General features: G+C 64.5%; 12 protein-coding genes and 1 pseudogene. 9 read left to right on the top strand and 4 right to left on the bottom strand.

What is annotated here, in order from left to right:
• Positions 1-198 precede the first annotated feature (198 nt).
• The 9 genes and pseudogenes from sppA to JQ609_RS34375 all read left to right on the top strand — a co-directional run bounded on the left by sppA (position 199) and on the right by JQ609_RS34375 (position 8,292).
• Entirely contained in the window at positions 199-1,179 is a 981-nt protein-coding gene (sppA, locus tag JQ609_RS34335) for a signal peptide peptidase SppA (RefSeq protein ID WP_212210031.1), read from the top strand.
• A gap of 172 nt (positions 1,180-1,351) precedes the next feature.
• Positions 1,352-1,657: an integration host factor subunit beta gene (locus tag JQ609_RS34340; RefSeq protein ID WP_192736230.1), complete on the top strand. Its 306-nt coding sequence runs from the start codon at positions 1,352-1,354 to the stop codon at positions 1,655-1,657.
• A 153-nt stretch (positions 1,658-1,810) separates the two neighbouring features.
• A complete protein-coding gene (locus JQ609_RS34345; RefSeq protein ID WP_212210030.1) occupies positions 1,811-2,203 on the top strand; it encodes a lipopolysaccharide assembly protein LapA domain-containing protein in 393 nt (130 codons plus the stop codon).
• A 64-nt stretch (positions 2,204-2,267) separates the two neighbouring features.
• The gene (locus JQ609_RS34350) at positions 2,268-2,927 is read left to right on the top strand and encodes a phosphoribosylanthranilate isomerase (protein ID WP_212277038.1); all 660 of its coding nucleotides are present in this window, start codon (positions 2,268-2,270) and stop codon (positions 2,925-2,927) included.
• Positions 2,924-4,153, top strand: coding sequence for a tryptophan synthase subunit beta (gene trpB / locus JQ609_RS34355; RefSeq protein ID WP_212277040.1), 1,230 nt, complete (start codon positions 2,924-2,926; stop codon positions 4,151-4,153). The genes JQ609_RS34350 and trpB overlap by 4 nt, the downstream gene beginning before the upstream one ends.
• The gene (gene trpA / locus JQ609_RS34360; RefSeq protein WP_212277042.1) at positions 4,150-4,986 is read left to right on the top strand and encodes a tryptophan synthase subunit alpha; all 837 of its coding nucleotides are present in this window, start codon (positions 4,150-4,152) and stop codon (positions 4,984-4,986) included. Before trpB ends, trpA begins: the two co-directional genes overlap by 4 nt.
• A 165-nt stretch (positions 4,987-5,151) precedes the next feature.
• On the top strand, positions 5,152-6,093 hold the full coding sequence (gene accD, locus JQ609_RS34365; protein WP_192736235.1) for an acetyl-CoA carboxylase, carboxyltransferase subunit beta: 942 nt from the start codon (positions 5,152-5,154) through the stop codon (positions 6,091-6,093).
• Positions 6,090-7,457 carry a folylpolyglutamate synthase/dihydrofolate synthase family protein gene (locus tag JQ609_RS34370; RefSeq protein WP_212277044.1) on the top strand — a complete coding sequence of 456 codons (1,368 nt, stop codon included), beginning with the start codon at positions 6,090-6,092 and terminating at the stop codon, positions 7,455-7,457. Before accD ends, JQ609_RS34370 begins: the two co-directional genes overlap by 4 nt.
• A gap of 96 nt (positions 7,458-7,553) precedes the next feature.
• A pseudogene (locus JQ609_RS34375) lies at positions 7,554-8,292 on the top strand (metallophosphoesterase family protein).
• Here the strand turns inward: JQ609_RS34375 and JQ609_RS34380 are convergent.
• From JQ609_RS34380 to addB, 4 genes are all read right to left on the bottom strand, one after another.
• Entirely contained in the window at positions 8,289-8,765 is a 477-nt protein-coding gene (locus tag JQ609_RS34380) for a DUF2231 domain-containing protein (RefSeq protein ID WP_212277046.1), read from the bottom strand. The pseudogene JQ609_RS34375 and the gene JQ609_RS34380 overlap by 4 nt on opposite strands.
• Positions 8,766-9,076: 311 nt before the next feature.
• A complete protein-coding gene (trxA, locus tag JQ609_RS34385) occupies positions 9,077-9,397 on the bottom strand; it encodes a thioredoxin (protein ID WP_192736238.1) in 321 nt (106 codons plus the stop codon).
• Positions 9,398-9,465: 68 nt separating this feature from the next.
• Positions 9,466-12,996 (bottom strand): double-strand break repair helicase AddA, encoded by a 3,531-nt coding sequence (gene addA, locus JQ609_RS34390; RefSeq protein WP_212277048.1) that lies wholly within the window; start codon positions 12,994-12,996, stop codon positions 9,466-9,468.
• The gene (gene addB, locus JQ609_RS34395; protein ID WP_212277050.1) at positions 12,990-16,136 is read right to left on the bottom strand and encodes a double-strand break repair protein AddB; all 3,147 of its coding nucleotides are present in this window, start codon (positions 16,134-16,136) and stop codon (positions 12,990-12,992) included. Before addB ends, addA begins: the two co-directional genes overlap by 7 nt.
• Between the last annotated feature and the right edge of the window lie 172 nt (positions 16,137-16,308).

A 16,308-nucleotide genomic window follows, 5' to 3' on the forward strand; every position in this document is an offset into this window, starting at 1 on the left:
CCATGAAGCACGGCCTCGAATACTTCCACGCCGCCGCCGCAGGATGGAGCCTCAGACATGTGTGCATGCCCTAGGGCCTTCGCCGGGACGACAAACCGGGCCTTGTTTTCTTCATATTGCATCGCAATTGATGTAATTGGATAACGTGCTGGTGACGCTGCGAAGGCAAAACGCGCTGCTGACCTCAGGAGAATTTCGATGTCGCTCGATTCGGACGTGATCGTCGATCGCCGCAGGATACGCCGCAAGCTGACTTTCTGGCGCCTGGTGGCGGCCGTGGTCGTGCTTGCCGCGGTCGTTGTCGTCGGTGTGCTCGCGACACCCGCCGGCCGCTCCCAGCTGGCGGTGTCCGGCTCGATTGCCCGCGTCAATATCGAGGGCCTCATTCGCAGTGATCAGCAACGCGTCGAGGCGCTGGAGCGGCTGGAGAAATCGTCGGCCGCCGCCGTCATCGTGCACATCAATTCGCCGGGTGGCACCACCGCCGGCTCCGAGCAGCTTTACGATGCGCTGACGCGGCTGAAGGCCAAGAAGCCGCTGGTCGTGGTGGTCGAAGGGTTGGCCGCCTCGGGCGGTTACATCGGGGCGCTTGCGGCCGATCACATCATCGCCCAGCAGAGTTCATTGGTCGGCTCGATCGGCGTACTGTTTCAATTTCCGAATTTCACCGAGTTGATGAAGACCGTCGGCGTCAAGGTCGAGGAAGTGAAATCCTCGCCGCTCAAGGCGGCACCGAACGGCTTTGAGCCAACCAGCCCCGAGGCGCGGGCGGCGCTCGACGCGCTGGTGAAGGACTCTTACGCCTGGTTCCGCGGTCTCGTGAAGGCGCGGCGCGGCATGGACGAGGCGTTGCTCGAAAAAGTCGCGGACGGACGCGTGTTCACCGGCCGCCAGGCGGTCGAGCTGAAGCTGGTCGATCAGCTCGGCGACGAGAAAACCGCGGTGGCATGGCTGGTCGCCGAGAAGAAGATCAAGAGCGATCTGCCGGTGCGCGATTTCAAGCTGACCCCGCGGTTCGGCGACATGACTTTCCTGCGCGCAGTCGCGTCCGTCAGCTTCGATGCACTCGGCCTGAGCGTGATCGCGCGTCAGGTCGAGCAGGCTGGTGTCACAGGAGCTGTCGACCAGCTGGCACTGGACGGTATGCTGGCACTGTGGCGGCCCGCGGCCTCTAATTGAAGCCGCGCAGGCGAGGTTTGGCGCGGTCCTCCCGCATTGCGGGTGTTGCGACAATCCCTTTCCGGGCCATTTGTCACGTCATTTCGCGTCGCTCTAAATCGATTTAGCGTCTTGACAGTTCAAGGCATTTTCACGGAAATGGAAGTCCGCACGACAGTGGACCCCAGTCTCGATGATCAAATCCGAACTTGTTCAGCGCATCGCCGAGCACAACCCGCATCTTTATCAGCGGGATGTGGAGAACATTGTGAACGCGATTCTCGATGAGATCGTCGCTGCCCTGGCGCGCGGCGACCGTGTCGAGCTCCGCGGTTTCGGCGCGTTCTCGGTCAAGCATCGTCCAGCCCGCGCAGGACGCAATCCGCGCACCGGCGCGCATGTGCCGGTCGATCAGAAGAGCGTCCCGTTTTTCAAGACGGGCAAGGAAATGCGTGAGCGGCTGAACCGCGAGGGCGGTTCGCCCGAGGCCGGCGCGTAACCATAGCGTTTTCAGGCGAAGTGGACCCCGGTTCGCGTGAAGAAGCGCGTCACGTAAAGGACCCCACCGGGTTCTGACGATCGGGTGCCGCGTTGCGGGACACGTGCCCGCCGATATCAGCTGCTTCGAGAGTCCGCACTGCGAGAGATGGTCATGCGAAAATTCTTCTCGGCGCTGGTCGTCATTCCCCTAGGTGTCATCTTCATCGTCTTTGCGGTCGCCAACCGTCATTCGGTGACGGTATCGTTCGATCCGTTCGATTCCGTCAATCCGGCGGTCGCGGTGTCGATGCCGCTGTTCGTCGTGATCATTGTGGTAGCAATCTTGGGGGTCGCGGCGGGCGGCATGGCGACCTGGTTCCGCCAGCGCCGCTGGCGCCGCGCCGCACGCCAGCACGAGGCCGAGGCCCGGCGGGCGCGGTCGGAAATAGCCGATCTGCGCGCCGCGGCGGCGGTCTCCCGGGGCGGCGTGCCGCAGCTTGCCGCACCGGCGCCGCGCGGCATTTACGGGGCCGCCGGGCGAGACAAGCAGGGCGCGACGTTGTAGAACCCGCCCAAACAGCCCCGTTCCAACCCGCGCTTGGCGGCTTGAAAGCCGCGCCCGAGAGACCATGTCCCTGCTCGTCAAAATTTGCGGCCTGTCCACGCGCGAGACGCTCGACGTCGCGCTCGGGGCCGGCGCTGATATGGTCGGGTTCGTGTTCTTCCCCCCGTCGCCGCGCCACCTCGGCCTTGAGAGCGCACGGGAACTCGGCAAGCAGGCCAAGGGCCGCGCCGTCAAGGTGGCGCTCACGGTCGATGCCGACGACGCGACGCTCGAGAATATCGTCGAGACTCTCCGGCCGGACATGTTGCAATTGCACGGCAAGGAAACCACCGCGCGGCTGCGCGACATCAAGGCGAAATTCGGTCTGCCGCTGATGAAGGCGCTACCGGTCGAGACCACGGCCGATCTGGTGCCGCTCGCGGGCTATGCTGCGGTCGCCGACCGCATCCTGTTTGATGCCCGTGCGCCGAAGGAAGCCACCCGCCCTGGCGGGTTAGGGGCCGTGTTCGACTGGCACCTGCTTGAGAAGCTCGATCTCGAACTGCCGTTCATGGTCTCGGGCGGGCTTCACGCTGCCAACATTGCCGAAGCCGTTCGCGTCACGCGCGCGGGCGGCGTCGATGTGTCCTCGGGTGTTGAGCGTTCGCCCGGCGTCAAGGATCCCGACTTGATCCGCGATTTTATCCGCGCCGCGCGCGCCACCGAAGAATTGATGGTCCGATGAATCCAGGTCAGCCAAACTCCCTGCCAAACTCCTTCCGCACCGGCCCCGACGAGCGCGGGCATTTCGGCAACTTCGGCGGACGTTTTGTCGCCGAAACGCTGATGCCGCTGATCCTGGATCTGGAGAAGGCCTACGCCGCGGCCAAGGCCGATCCGTCGTTCGCTGCGGAAATGAAGGGCTTTCTCAAGCACTATGTCGGCCGGCCGTCGCCGCTGTACTTCGCCGAGCGCCTAACCGAGCATCTCGGCGGCGCAAAAGTCTATTTCAAGCGCGAGGAGCTCAACCACACCGGCTCGCACAAGGTCAACAACGTGCTCGGCCAGATCATGGTCGCGCGCCGGATGGGCAAGAAGCGCATCATCGCCGAGACTGGCGCGGGCCAGCACGGCGTCGCTACTGCGACGCTGTGTGCGCGGTTCGGGCTGGAATGCATCGTCTATATGGGCGCGGTCGACGTCGCGCGTCAGGCGCCCAACGTGTTCCGCATGGAAATGCTCGGCGCCAAGGTGATCCCGGTCCAATCAGGGACGCGCACGTTGAAGGACGCGATGAACGAGGCGCTGCGCGACTGGGTCACCAACGTGCACAACACCTTCTACTGCATCGGCACGATCGCGGGGCCGCATCCCTATCCGATGATGGTGCGCGATTTCCAGTGCGTGATCGGCGACGAAACCCGCGAGCAGATGCAGGAGGCCGAGGGCCGGCTGCCGGATTCGCTGGTCGCCTGCATCGGCGGCGGCTCCAATGCGATGGGGCTGTTTCATCCGTTCCTCGACGATCCCTCGGTCGAGATTTTCGGCGTCGAGGCCGCGGGCCATGGCCTGACCCAGCTGCATGCGGCCTCGATCGCCGGCGGCCGGGCCGGCGTGCTGCATGGCAACCGCACCTATTTGTTGATGGACGATGACGGCCAGATCCAGGACGCGCATTCGATCTCGGCGGGACTGGATTATCCCGGCATCGGGCCGGAGCATTCCTGGCTCTATGAAAACGGCCGGGTCACCTATCTCAGCGCCACCGACGACGAGGCGCTCGCCGCGTTCCAATTGCTGTCGCGGCTGGAAGGCATCATCCCCGCGCTGGAATCGGCACACGCCATCGCCAAGGTCGTGGAGCTCGCGCCGAAGCGGTCGAGGGATCACTTGATGGTCGTCAATCTCTCGGGCCGCGGCGACAAGGACATCCCGCAGGTCGCCGAAATCTTGAAGGGTGAGAAGAAGTGAGTACCCGTATCGACGCGCGGTTTACCGAGCTCGCCAAGCAAGGCCGCTCGGCCTTCGTTACCTACGTGATGGCGGGCGATCCCGATCCGACGACCTCGCTCGAGATCATCAAGGCGCTGCCGAAGGCGGGCGCTGACATCATCGAGCTCGGCGTGCCCTTTACCGATCCGATGGCAGATGGGCCGTCGATCCAGGCGGCGGGGTTGCGCGCGCTGAAGGCCGGCATGACCCTGAAGAAGACGCTGGGGATGGTGCGTGACTTTCGTAAGGACGATGACGTCACGCCGCTGGTGCTGATGGGATACTACAATCCGATCTACGTCTATGGCGTCGACAAGTTTCTCGCCGACGCAAAGACCGCCGGCGTCGATGGTCTGATCATTGTCGATCTGCCGCCGGAAGAAGACGACGAACTATGCCTGCCGGCGATGAAGGCCGGTCTTAATTTCATTCGTCTCGCGACGCCGACCACCGACGACAAACGGCTGCCGGCGGTGCTCGCGAACACCTCCGGCTTCGTCTATTACGTCTCGATCACGGGCATCACCGGCAGCGCGAGTGCGGATTCCAACGTGGTGGGGGAAGCGGTGGCCCGGATCAAGCGGCACACCAGGCTGCCGGTTTGCGTCGGCTTCGGCATTCGCACCCCGGATGCCGCACGTGCAATCGCCGAGCGGGCCAACGGAGCGGTGGTCGGCACCGCGCTGGTCGATGCTTTGCGCGGCACTCTCGACGCCGAGGGGCGGGCAACCGGTAAATCGGTCGCCGCCGTTGCCGATCTCGTTACCGCCCTGGCGCAGGGCGTCCGGGGAGCCAAACAGGCTGCGGAATAAGCCATAATTGCGTGCAACTAGGCGTTATATGCGGCTTGCCGGGCTGAACCCGGGCCGCCATATATTCGAGCGTAGCGTTTTCGAGCGAAGTGGACTTCCGGTTCGCGTGAAGAAAACGCGTCAGAATATAAAGTCGATGCGTCCAACCGCATTTCGGAGCGAAACATGAATTGGCTCACCAACGTCGTCCGGCCGAAGATCCGCAGCATCCTGCGCCGCGAGACGCCGGAGAATCTGTGGATCAAGTGCCCGGATTCCGGGCAGCTCGTTTTCTACAAGGACGTCGAGGCCAACCAGTTCGTCATTCCCGGCTCGAACTATCACATGCGCATGGGCGCGGTGGCGCGGCTGAAGTCGATCTTCGACAACGAGACCTGGTACGACATCGCGCTGCCTGACGTGACCGCCGATCCGCTGAAGTTTCGCGACGAGCGTAAATATGCCGACCGCATCAAGGATGCCCGCGCCAAGACCGGATTGAACGACGCCATCAAGGTCGGCTACGGCAAGCTCGAAGGCGCCGGCGTCGTCGTGGCCGTGCAGGATTTCGATTTCATGGGCGGTTCGCTCGGCATGGCCGCAGGCGAAGCGATCGTGCGTGGGCTCGAGCTCGCGGTCGAAAAGAAATCGCCGTTCATCGTGTTCGCGGCCTCCGGCGGCGCGCGGATGCAGGAAGGCATTTTGTCGCTGATGCAGATGCCGCGCACCACCGTCGGCGTGCAGATGCTGCGCGAAGCAAAACTGCCCTACATCGTCGTGCTGACCAACCCGACCACCGGTGGTGTCACAGCATCCTACGCCATGCTGGGCGACGTGCAGATCGCCGAGCCCGGTGCGCTGATCGGATTCGCCGGCGCCCGCGTCATCGAACAGACCATCCGCGAGAAACTGCCGGAAGGTTTCCAGCGCGCCGAATATCTGCGCGACCATGGCATGGTCGACATGGTGGTGCACCGCCACGAAATGCGCCCCACCCTGGCGCGGCTGTGCCGGCTGCTGACGAAGTCGCCGGCGCCTGATGTTGCGTCGAAAGCCGTGCCGCAGGTCACCGACCCGGCCCAGATCGTCTCGGCGCCGGAAGCGGTGCCGGCTGCACCGCACGCGTGAACGCACCCGCCGCCAGACCGCAGCCCTCGCTCGACGAATTGATCGCGCAGCTGTCGACGCTCCATCCCAGCCGCATCGATCTCAGCCTCGATCGCATGCAGGCCCTGCTGGCGCGGCTCGACCACCCTGAAAGCAAGCTGCCACCGGTGATCCACGTCGCCGGCACCAACGGCAAGGGTTCCACCATTGCCTATCTGCGCGCGATCCTGGAAGCCGCCGGCCTGCGCGTTCACGTCTACACCTCGCCCTATCTGGTGCGGCTCAACGAATGTTTTCGTCTTGGCCGCAGCGGTGGTGGCGTGCTGGTCGATGACGATGAATTGTGCGCCGTGCTCGGGCATTGCGAGCGCGCCAACGCGGGCGATCCGATCACGATTTTCGAGATCGAGACCGCGGCGGCGTTTTGTCTGTTTGCACAGCATCCGGCCGATGTCGTGCTGCTGGAAGTCGGCCTCGGCGGACGGCTGGACGCCACCAATGTGATCGACGCGCCGCTCGCGTGCGTGATAGCGCCGGTCAGCATGGATCATACGGAATTCCTCGGTAATTCGCTGACCGAGATTGCCGGTGAGAAAGCCGCCATCATCAAGCGTACTGCGCCGGTGATTTGTGCCGAGCAGGCGCCGGAAGCGCTTGATGTGATCGAGGCGCAGGCGCGCCGCATGCGCGCGCCGCTGCATGCGGCCGGCCAGCAATGGCATGTCAGCGTCGAGCGCGGCCGGCTGGTCTATCAGGACGATCGCGGCCTGATGGATCTGGTGGCGCCAAAACTGTTCGGCCGGCATCAGTTCGACAATGCCGGGCTTGCGATCGCGACCTTGCGTGCGCTCGACGCGTTCAAGATCGGCATGCCCCATTTCGAGGCCGGCATCGTCAACGCCGAATGGCCGGCGCGGATGCAGCGGCTGGTTTCCGGTGCGCTGGTCGAGCAGGGCCCTCAGGGCTGCGAGGTCTGGCTCGATGGCGGGCACAATGCCGAAGGCGGGCGCGTCGCCGCAGCTGCGCTGGGCGATCTGGAGGAGCGGGTGTCGCGGCCGCTGGTCGTCATAACAGGCATGATGGCCAACAAGGACGCCGACGCGTTCCTCGCCAATTTCGCCGGGCTGACGCGCCATATCATGGCGGTGCCAATTCCCGGTCGCGACAATGCGAGCTCGATGGCCATGGCGGCGTCGATGCCGCCGGACCGGCTGGCGGATGCCGCCCGTGCGCTGGGCATGCGCGTGGAGAACGCCGCCAGCGTCGAAGCCGCGCTTCAGGCGCTGTCGAAACTTGCTTACGAAGTGCCGCCGCGCATCCTGATCACCGGATCGCTCTACCTCGCGGGCCACGTGCTGGCGCGCAATGGCACGCCGCCTGCATAACACCCTCGTGTCCCGGACGCGGTGCAGCGTGTAACGCCGCTCCGCAGAGCCGGGGCCGATCCGGGGCACGTAGACCTCGACTGGACTGGAAAGACCATGCGCTTTGCCGCGATTGCCGATGTGCACGGAAATTATCTCGCGCTGGAAGCTGTCATCGCCGACATCCGCGCGCAGGGTATCAAAGAGATCGTCAATCTCGGCGACATGGCGAGCGGCCCGCTCGACGCGCGGCGCACGATGGATGCCTTGATCGCGCTCGATGCCGTGCACGTGCTCGGCAACCATGACCGATACCTGATAGACCGGCCGCTGGAGATGGGTTCCTGGGACCGGCCGGCCCATGCGCAACTAGACAAGTCGCATCTCGATTGGCTGCGCGCGCTGCCGGCCGACGCGCGTCTATTGCGACCAGGTGTTTCTCTGCCACGCGACGCCGGTGCATGACGAGGTCTATTGGCTGGAGACCGTGCTTCCCGACGGCACCGTTTGCATGGCCTCGCTCGATGCGATCGAGAAGCAAGCCGAAGGAATCACGCAGCCGCTGATCCTCTGCGCCCACACCCATGTCGCGCGCACCGTCCGGCTTGGCGATGGGCGCAGAATCGTCAATCCCGGCAGCGTCGGCTCGCCCGGCTATCGCGACACCCATCCGTTCCCGCATGTGATCGAAGCCGGCACGCCGGATGCGCGCTACGCGATCCTCGAACTGGTTGACGGATCGTGGCGCGCGACGTTTCGCCATGTGCCCTACGACCATGAGGCAATGGCGGCGCTGGCGCGGCAGAACGGCCAGCTTGAGCCGGCCAGCGCGCTGGCGACGGGGTGGATCCGTTAGGTCATTCTTGCCGTGTGCGACGGGTTAGCTTCATCGGCGACGCCGACATGCTCCCGATAGACCATTTCCCAACCCTTCCATCCCGTGAACAACAGGATCAGGACCACGACCAGCGACAGGACCAGCCCTGTCGGGACAATCGCTGATGATCCGTGCTCGTAGCGGGAATACCAGTTGTAGAGCTCGATCAATACCGCCACCACGTTGCCGCCGGCGTGCAGCCATGCGTCGTTGAGATTGCGGATGCGATCGTCTCCCATCAGATCGATTACGCCGACGATGGCGGCAAGGACCGCCATGATCAGGCCGACGCCGAGCAGCCAGAGCGAAGCTGACGCCCAGAAGTCGTTCGAAGTTCTCCAGAACGCCACGTCCGAAACAAAAGCCAGAACGAAACAGGCGACCGGAAATGGAATGAGCATGGGATGAATCGGGTGCCCTGCAATCTGGGCGGTCGATTTGGGGTTCGTCATAAATGCCTCCTGAAGTAGCAACTATTCCTTCAACGGAGGCTTGTCGCGCGAGTTCCTATATCGCCGTCGGCCATGCACGCGTGCGCTGCATCAATATCGTGAAATTCGGGCATACATCTTTCGATGCCTGGGCGAAGCCAGCTTCATTTGAGCAGCTTCAGCGGGCACCATGGCGCGCGGGGATGGCGGTAGCGGTCGGGTGCGCGGAGGGCAATGGCGATGGCCCTTCAAACGCGAGACATGCCAGCACCTCAACGCAAACGGCCGGCGATGAGCCGGCCGCTTCGGAAAAATAGTTAAATCGAAACCGATCAGACCGCGGCAGTGATCCACTGCTGCAGCTTCGCCTTCGGCGCGGCGCCGACCTGGCGGGAGGCCATCTCGCCGCCCTTGAAGATCATCAGGGTCGGGATCGACATCACGCCGTATTTCGAGGCCGTTTTCGGGCTCTCGTCGACGTTCAGCTTCACGATCTTGACCTTGTCACCCATCGCGCCGGAAATCTCGTCGAGCGCAGGCGCGATCATGCGGCAGGGGCCGCACCATTCTGCCCAGAAATCCACGACCACCGGCCCGGTCGCGTTGAGCACTTCGGCTTCGAAATCGGCGTCAGAAACCTTGCCAACGGCCATGGGAATACCTCGTTCGGTTGGAAACAGCGGCGCGGATGAGAATCGCGCCCGTCAGGATATGGGCAAACCTATGAACGCGATCTTGCCGGGTCAAGCGCGGTCACGTCGAGATGATAGGATGCCAGCGCCGCGTCCAGCGCGGGGGCGGAAATCTCCATCAAATCAGGCGTTTCGGTCCAAAGCAGCGCGGCCCGGACCGGTAGCTGGGGATAAAGTTTGGCCAGTACCGCCCGGTAGAGCGCGAGCTGGCGGACATAGCCCCGGGGAGCCTGGGCAACCAGCTTGGGCGGGGCGTGGTTAGTCTTGTAATCGACGATCAAGACCTCCCGTTCCGTCACCACCAGCCGGTCGATCTGACCGGAAACCAGCGCCGGCCGCTGCCCGGGCCGGTCGAGCCGGCCCACGATCGAGACCTCGGCCTGGCTGCCCGGCGCAAAGGCGTGCGCAAAGCGCGCATCCGCGATCAGCGCGAGCGCTTTTTCCGCCAGCGTGAGCCGTTCGTCCTCGGTCCAACCATCGGCGTTGCGGGCGAGGTACGACAGCGCGGCCTCGCGGCGGCGCTCGGCGGCAATATCGGGCAGCGATTGCAGCAACCGGTGCACCAGCGTGCCGCGCTTGAGCGCCCTGGCGCGGGCGAGGATCGATTCGCCTGACCGGACCGGATGGCTGTCGTCGTCATCGGGATCGGACGGGCGCAGCAGGCTTTCGGCGGCCGCCTCTGATGGCGCCAGTTGCTGCAGCCAGGATGGCAGCTCGGTCGGCGTTTGGCGTGAAGGTTCAGCCGCCGGGCCATCCGCGGGCGCAACATCATCGGGCCGCGCATAACGCTTCACGACGCCGTTCGGTGTCTGGATTTCCTGGAGTTGCAGCTCGGAAGTGGCGAGGCCCTTGGTGATCAGATCGTACCAGGAAAATTTGCGCACGGAATTCATGTTGCCGGGCATGCAGCCGCCAACGATCAACCGGTCGGCGGCGCGCGTCATTGCGACATAGAGCAGGCGGCGGTATTCATCCTCGGTATCGCCGATCATCGCCGCGCGCGCATTGACGATGGCCGAAGGGTCTTCGGCCTTCCGTCCGGCCCAGACCACGATGCCGGGACCATGCGGGCCAGCATTGCCCTGCGGCAGATGGATCAGCTTCAACCGCTGGGTATCCGCAGGCGATGTCGTGGTGTCGACCAGGAACACGACGGAGGCCTCAAGTCCCTTGGCGCCGTGCACCGTCATGACGCGGACTTCGTCGCGCGAGATTTCCATGTCGCGCTTCACCTCGGTATCGGCCGCGCGCAGCCACGCCATGAACCCCTGCAGCGAGGCCGGTGCCTTGCGCTCATAGTTCACCGCCAGTTCCAAAAATTCATCGAGCGCGTCATTGGCTTCATGGCCGAGCCTGCGCAGGATGCGCGCACGGCCGCCATCGCCGCCGAGCAGCCAGGCATAGAACGCGAACGGCGTTTCGCTCACGAAGCGGCGTTCGCATTGTTCGAGCCGCTTCAGTGCCCTCGTGAACCGCTCGTCCGCCGCCGCGTGCGCTGACAATGCGTGGCGCAGCGATCCCCTGCGCTGCCAGGCCAGCTTGAACAGATCGTCGTCGTTAAGGCCGAACAGCGGGCTTTTCAGCGCCACGGCTAACGCCAGATCGTCCTGCGGCAGCAGCAGCGCATCGGCGAGGTTCATGAGGTCGATGACCGCGATGTGCTCGGTCAGCTTCAGCCGGTCGGCGCCCGCAACGGGAACGTTGGCGTGTTTCAGCGCCTGGATCACGGCATCGAACGCGTTGCCGCGGCGCCGCACCAGCACCAGCATGTCGCCATAGCGCAGCGGGCGTCGGCTACCGCTGCTGCCGGTCATGGTACCGCTCTCTACCAGCGATTTGATCTCGGCCTGAATCCGGCGGGCCAGCTTCACCTCGGGGCTGGTTACCGAGACGCCGTCGAACGGCGCGCGCCAACCCTCAAGGTCCTGCTTGTCGTCGGCGACAGCCAGCTCCCAGAGATCGATCAGGCTGGGACCTGCGTCTTCGAGCGAATAGTGGATCGGGTAGCCATTATCGACCGCATGGATGCTGCGGTAGATGTCCTGCTCGCGGAAGACGTGGTCGACAGAGTGCAGGATCGCCGGTCCCGAACGGAATGAATAGTTGAACGAGACCGGGTCGAATTTCAGCCCGGCATCCTCGAATTTCTTCTTCAATGCCCGGCGGCGCAGGTCGAATTCGCGGGGAGCTGCGCCCTGGAACGAAAAGATCGACTGCTTTTCGTCGCCGACCGCGAACACGGTGCGCGTCACGCCGTCGCGCGCCCCGGCGCCCGAGGTGAATTCGGAAATGATGTGCGCGACGATGTCCCATTGCCGCGGACTTGTGTCCTGCGCCTCGTCGATCAGCACATGATCGACGCCGCGGTCGAGCTTGTAGTGTACCCAGCCGGAGGAAACGCGATCGAGCATCCCCAGCGTCTTGTCGATCAGGTCGTCATAATCCAGCAGGCCGCGTTCCAGCTTCTCGCGGCGGTAATTCGCGGCCGCCGCGGTTGCGATGTGCAGCAGCGCCTCGGTGCGGTCGCGGGCAATTATGGCGCGACGGCGCTCGATCAGTGGAGTGATGCGAACGATTTCGGATTCGAACAGACGGCCAACGGCCGGATTGTCTCGCACGAAATTCTTTGTCACTACCGATTTGCGGAGCGTGCGCTCGGTGTCGGTGAGGAATACGGACAGATACTCGTCCACCTGCGCCGCGCCGGAAAAAGCCAGCGCCCCGCGAAACTGCGTCGCTTGTCCCTGGTCGGTTTTGCTGCCGGTGTCCAGGATCGTCGCGATCTCTTCCCAGCGCGATCGCGGCAGATTCGGGCCATCGATGATCTCGCGCTCGACGGCATCGATCCCGTCACCAGGAACGATGCCAAGCGCCGCGTTGACCTGTGCGGCGGCGGCCTGCGCGCTGCCGGCAAGATCCGTCCACGCCATGAAATGATCGCGGCTGAGGCACGCCTCGCGCACGACATCCTTGAAAGTAACGTCGGCCGCGCTCGCCATCGCCGTCATCAGCGCGCGCCCCGTCGCGCTTTCAGGATTGTGCGAGGCCTCCAGCAGCACCGCGAGGTTGGCGCGCTCCATCATCTCGTTCTGGTCGCGGTCGTCGAGCACAGCGAAACGCGCCGGCACGTTGGCCTCGAACGGGAACTGCTGCAGCAGCCGCGTGCACAGCGCGTGGATGGTCTGCACTTTCAGTCCGCCCGGCGTCTCCAGCGCGCAAGCAAAGAGCTGCCGCGCCGACTTTCGCAATTTTGCATTGGGATTCGCAATTCCCGCTTCCCTGATCGCGGCATCCAGCGAAGCATCGTCGAGCGTCACCCAATGGCCGAGCGTCGAGAACACCCGCTCGGCCATATTGGCGGCGGCGGCTTTTGTAAAAGTGATGCAGAGGATTTTCTCCGGCGCCACGCCGCCAAGCAGCAGCCGGATCACGCGCTGCACCAGCACATGCGTCTTGCCCGAGCCGGCATTGGCCGACACGAACGAGGACGCCGCCGGATCGGACGCGCGCGCCTGGGTGTCGCGCACATTGGGGGGAATTGCGCGGGGAGCCTTCACCATTCCTCGATCCCCAATCCACCGGCTGCGGACCATTCCTTGATCCGGGCGAGATCGTCATAGGCGCCGTAGCGGTTCGACCACATCGACAGGTTCAACGAGGTGTAGGCCTGGTTCTCGTCCTCGAATTTGCGGATCAATTTTTCCAGCTCCAGCCGCGCATAATCCGCCGCCTCGTCCGGCGGCTGCGGCGTGTCGTTGTTCCTGATCTTCAGCTCCAGCGAACGGTGCTCGCCCGGCGGATTGTTGCCGCTGAGCCTGACATAGGCGAGTTCGGCAACGGACGAATCGGCACCGATATCCTTGAAGCCACCTTCGCGCAGGATCGCGGCTTCGAGCGTGAGCTGCGGCGACAGCCCCATGCGCACCTGCTTTCCCGTCGGCGGCTGTCCGGTCTTGTAGTCGAGGATCGCGAAGCGACCGTCCTGGCGCTGCTCGATGCGATCGGCGCGGGCGGAGAGGATGAAAGTTCGCGCGTTTTCGAGCGGGATCCCGATCTCTCCCCGGATCTCGGCATCGATCCTCGCGATGTGATCGCGCCGCGCCAGTTCCCATTCCGCGAACCATGCGGCGATGCGCTGAAAGCGCGGCCACCACAGCGCCCGCGCCTCGGGGCGCTCCATCAGCGGCGCAAAGAATTTCTCGCCGATGCCGCGTAGCGCGAGCGCAGGTTGGGGAGGCAGCGCATCGGCGAAGGTCTTGGTGAATTCGCCGAGCGCCTCATGGATCGCCGAGCCGCGATCAGCCGCTGACAGCGGCATGTCGACGGGATCGAGCGGGTCGAGCCGCAAAATATACTTTGCATAGATCGTGTAGGGATCGCGCAGCCAGTCCTCGATCGCCGTCACTGACAATTTCAATGGGCGTGTCTCACGCGGCGGCTTTGGCGCAGGCTGCGGGATCGGCTCAATCTTGGCCGGCCGGTCGAGTTCGGCGGCGAAGCGGACGTAATCCTCACCGGCTCGCGTGGCTTGCTTCCAGCGTTGTTCGCCGGCGACGGCCTCCAGGCGGTGCAGGAAGCGCGAGGCCACCGCCGGCGCGCCGCCGACTTTCGCCGAATGGGTCAGGATCACGTCGGTGTGGCCGAGCAGTTGCGCGAAGTCATGCGCCGATAGCCCGATGCGCCGCTCCGGCAGGTCGAGGCCGAGTTCATGCCGCATCGGCCGGCTCAACCACGGATCGATCCGCGGTGACGGCGGCCAGACGCCTTCGACCAGCCCGCCCAGAACGACGCGATCGGATTCGGTCAATCGGGCTTCGAGCTGGCCGTAGATGTGCAGATGCGCGCTCGCCGATTCCGGCCGCCGCACCATGCGGTCGGCGAAGGCGGTCTGGAACAATTCGGGATAATCGCCGAGCTGCACCATCAGCCCGCTGGGCTTCTGCTCGTCCAGGAGATCTTCAAAAGCCGAGGCCAGCGCCGATCCCTGGGCGCCCTCGAACACGATGACGACGCCGTTCTGATCGGAAGACAGTGCGATCAGCACCTCACGGTGGCGATGCGCCAGTTCAGCGAAATCGTACGTTCTCGATGACGCCATGCTTTCCAGCGGTGACAACGCTTTCTGGAGAGCAGCAATGAGCGCTTGCGCCTGGTCGAGATCTTCGTCGCGCAATTTGGCGCGTTGCTCGGAAGCGTGGAGCGAGGATGTCTCGCTACCCCTGAGCTTCCTGAGTTCGGTGCGAAAACGGTCAAAGTCCCGCGCCAACCCGCCGCTGCCCGCTGGCGGCCGTGTGCCGCGCAGCAGCGCCAGTTCCAGCACCTCGATGGCATGCTTCAGCGCAGCATGCGCGTCGCCCAGCCGAAACAGCGGATGCTTCATCAGCGCCAGCAAGGTCGGCGGCTCCAGCCCCTTGGCCGCCGTCTCTGCCACCAGCCGGGCAAAGATGCCGGCGGACGTGTCCATCAGCGCATCGCCGCTGGAATCGTCGAATTCGAGGTTCCAGCGGCCGAGTGCGGCCATCACCCGTCGCGCCAGCGCACGGTCCGGCGTCACCAGCGCGGCCGATTTGCCCAGATGCCGCGCTTCGCGCATCGCCACTGCGATCGCCAGCGCCTCCATCTCCGGATTGGGCGCGGCGACCACCGCGAGGTTTTTCATGCCGCCCGAAATCCTTGCGGCAATATCCGGCTGCTCCAGCCGGTCATGCCATTGCTCGGTTGCGGTCGATGGCCGCATCGTCTCGGAAACCAGCACGTCGCGGCCATCAGGCGCGGGCGTGCCCAAAATCTCGACGTCGCGGCGCTTGATACCGAACCGGTTCAAGAGCCCTTGCATGGCGAATTGCGGATGGTTCGAGGCCGGCGGCGTGGAGAATTTGCCCTGCGCGTCGCGCACGCCACCGATGGTCTGCCAGGCCGCGTCATCGAGATCGGTATCTAACCCCGGCAGCACCACCGCGCCCTGTTTGAGCCTGGCGACAACGTTCAGGAATTTTGCGGTCGCGGGCATCGATCCGGTCGAACCGGCCGCGATCACCGGGCCCTTGTGGTGCGCAGTCAGGCGCGCGGCTTCGGCGTCGATCAGAAGGTCGCGTCGCGCCGCCGGTTCGATCCGTCCGATTTCGTGCAAATGCTGCGGCCACGCCTTGCGCGCGATGCGCAGGAATTCCAGCGAATGCTGCCAGTATCGATCGAGCTGGTCCGGCACCAGTTTGTCGAGCGCATTCCAGTCGACGCCGCGGGTGACCATGTCGTCCATCAATCGCGCCAGATCGCCCGCCAGTGCCAGCGTCGAGGCCGGGCCGCCGATCACCAGCGGCGCGGAGACCGGCGTTTTGGCCCACGCCGCCACCAGATGGGCCAGCGTCAACCGGCGTTCAAGTTCGCCGAGGCGCGGCGGAATGTCGAGCCGGGCCACGCCGCCGAATTGTTCGGGGCCTTCGGCGAACGCCAGTTCGTCCTCGTCGATATCGCCGAGCGCCACGATGCGCGGCAGGATCGCAGCATCCGTCTTCATCTCGTCGAGGAAGATTTCCCGCGCCATCCGGCCGGCGCGCCGGGTCGGCAGATAGAGCGTCGCCTGCGCCAGGTTCAGTGGATTGTGGCGCGCCTCGAATCCGTCGACGAGCCGGCCGTCGACCAACGCCGATATGACGGTGCGCAGAAGCGGCACGGATACGGGAACGCTGAAAACGCGCATGGGCTGCCTGATTCGAGGTCAGCGCAATATAGGGAGTGATGGCTCAATGGTCATGGGTGTGCTGGTCACCAACTCTCCACGTCGTCCCGGCGAAGGCCCTAGGGCATGCACACATGTCTGAGGCTCCATCCTGCGGCGGCGGCGTGGAAGTATTCGAGGCCGTGCTTCATGG

The sequence above is a fragment of the Bradyrhizobium sp. AUGA SZCCT0169 genome, assembly GCF_018130085.1.
GTDB lineage: Bacteria > Pseudomonadota > Alphaproteobacteria > Rhizobiales > Xanthobacteraceae > Bradyrhizobium.

Bases quoted from the DNA above. Each gene is read 5' to 3' on its own strand.
- trpB (WP_212277040.1), top strand. From the start codon at position 2,924: ATGAATCCAGGTCAGCCAAACTCCCTGCCAAACTCCTTCCGCACCGGC.
- accD (WP_192736235.1), top strand. From the start codon at position 5,152: ATGAATTGGCTCACCAACGTCGTCCGGCCGAAGATCCGCAGCATCCTG.
- trxA (WP_192736238.1), bottom strand. From the start codon at position 9,397: ATGGCCGTTGGCAAGGTTTCTGACGCCGATTTCGAAGCCGAAGTGCTC.
- JQ609_RS34340 (WP_192736230.1), top strand. From the start codon at position 1,352: ATGATCAAATCCGAACTTGTTCAGCGCATCGCCGAGCACAACCCGCAT.
- JQ609_RS34345 (WP_212210030.1), top strand. From the start codon at position 1,811: ATGCGAAAATTCTTCTCGGCGCTGGTCGTCATTCCCCTAGGTGTCATC.
- sppA (WP_212210031.1), top strand. From the start codon at position 199: ATGTCGCTCGATTCGGACGTGATCGTCGATCGCCGCAGGATACGCCGC.
- JQ609_RS34380 (WP_212277046.1), bottom strand. From the start codon at position 8,765: ATGACGAACCCCAAATCGACCGCCCAGATTGCAGGGCACCCGATTCAT.
- addB (WP_212277050.1), bottom strand. From the start codon at position 16,136: ATGCGCGTTTTCAGCGTTCCCGTATCCGTGCCGCTTCTGCGCACCGTC.
- addA (WP_212277048.1), bottom strand. From the start codon at position 12,996: ATGGTGAAGGCTCCCCGCGCAATTCCCCCCAATGTGCGCGACACCCAG.
- JQ609_RS34350 (WP_212277038.1), top strand. From the start codon at position 2,268: ATGTCCCTGCTCGTCAAAATTTGCGGCCTGTCCACGCGCGAGACGCTC.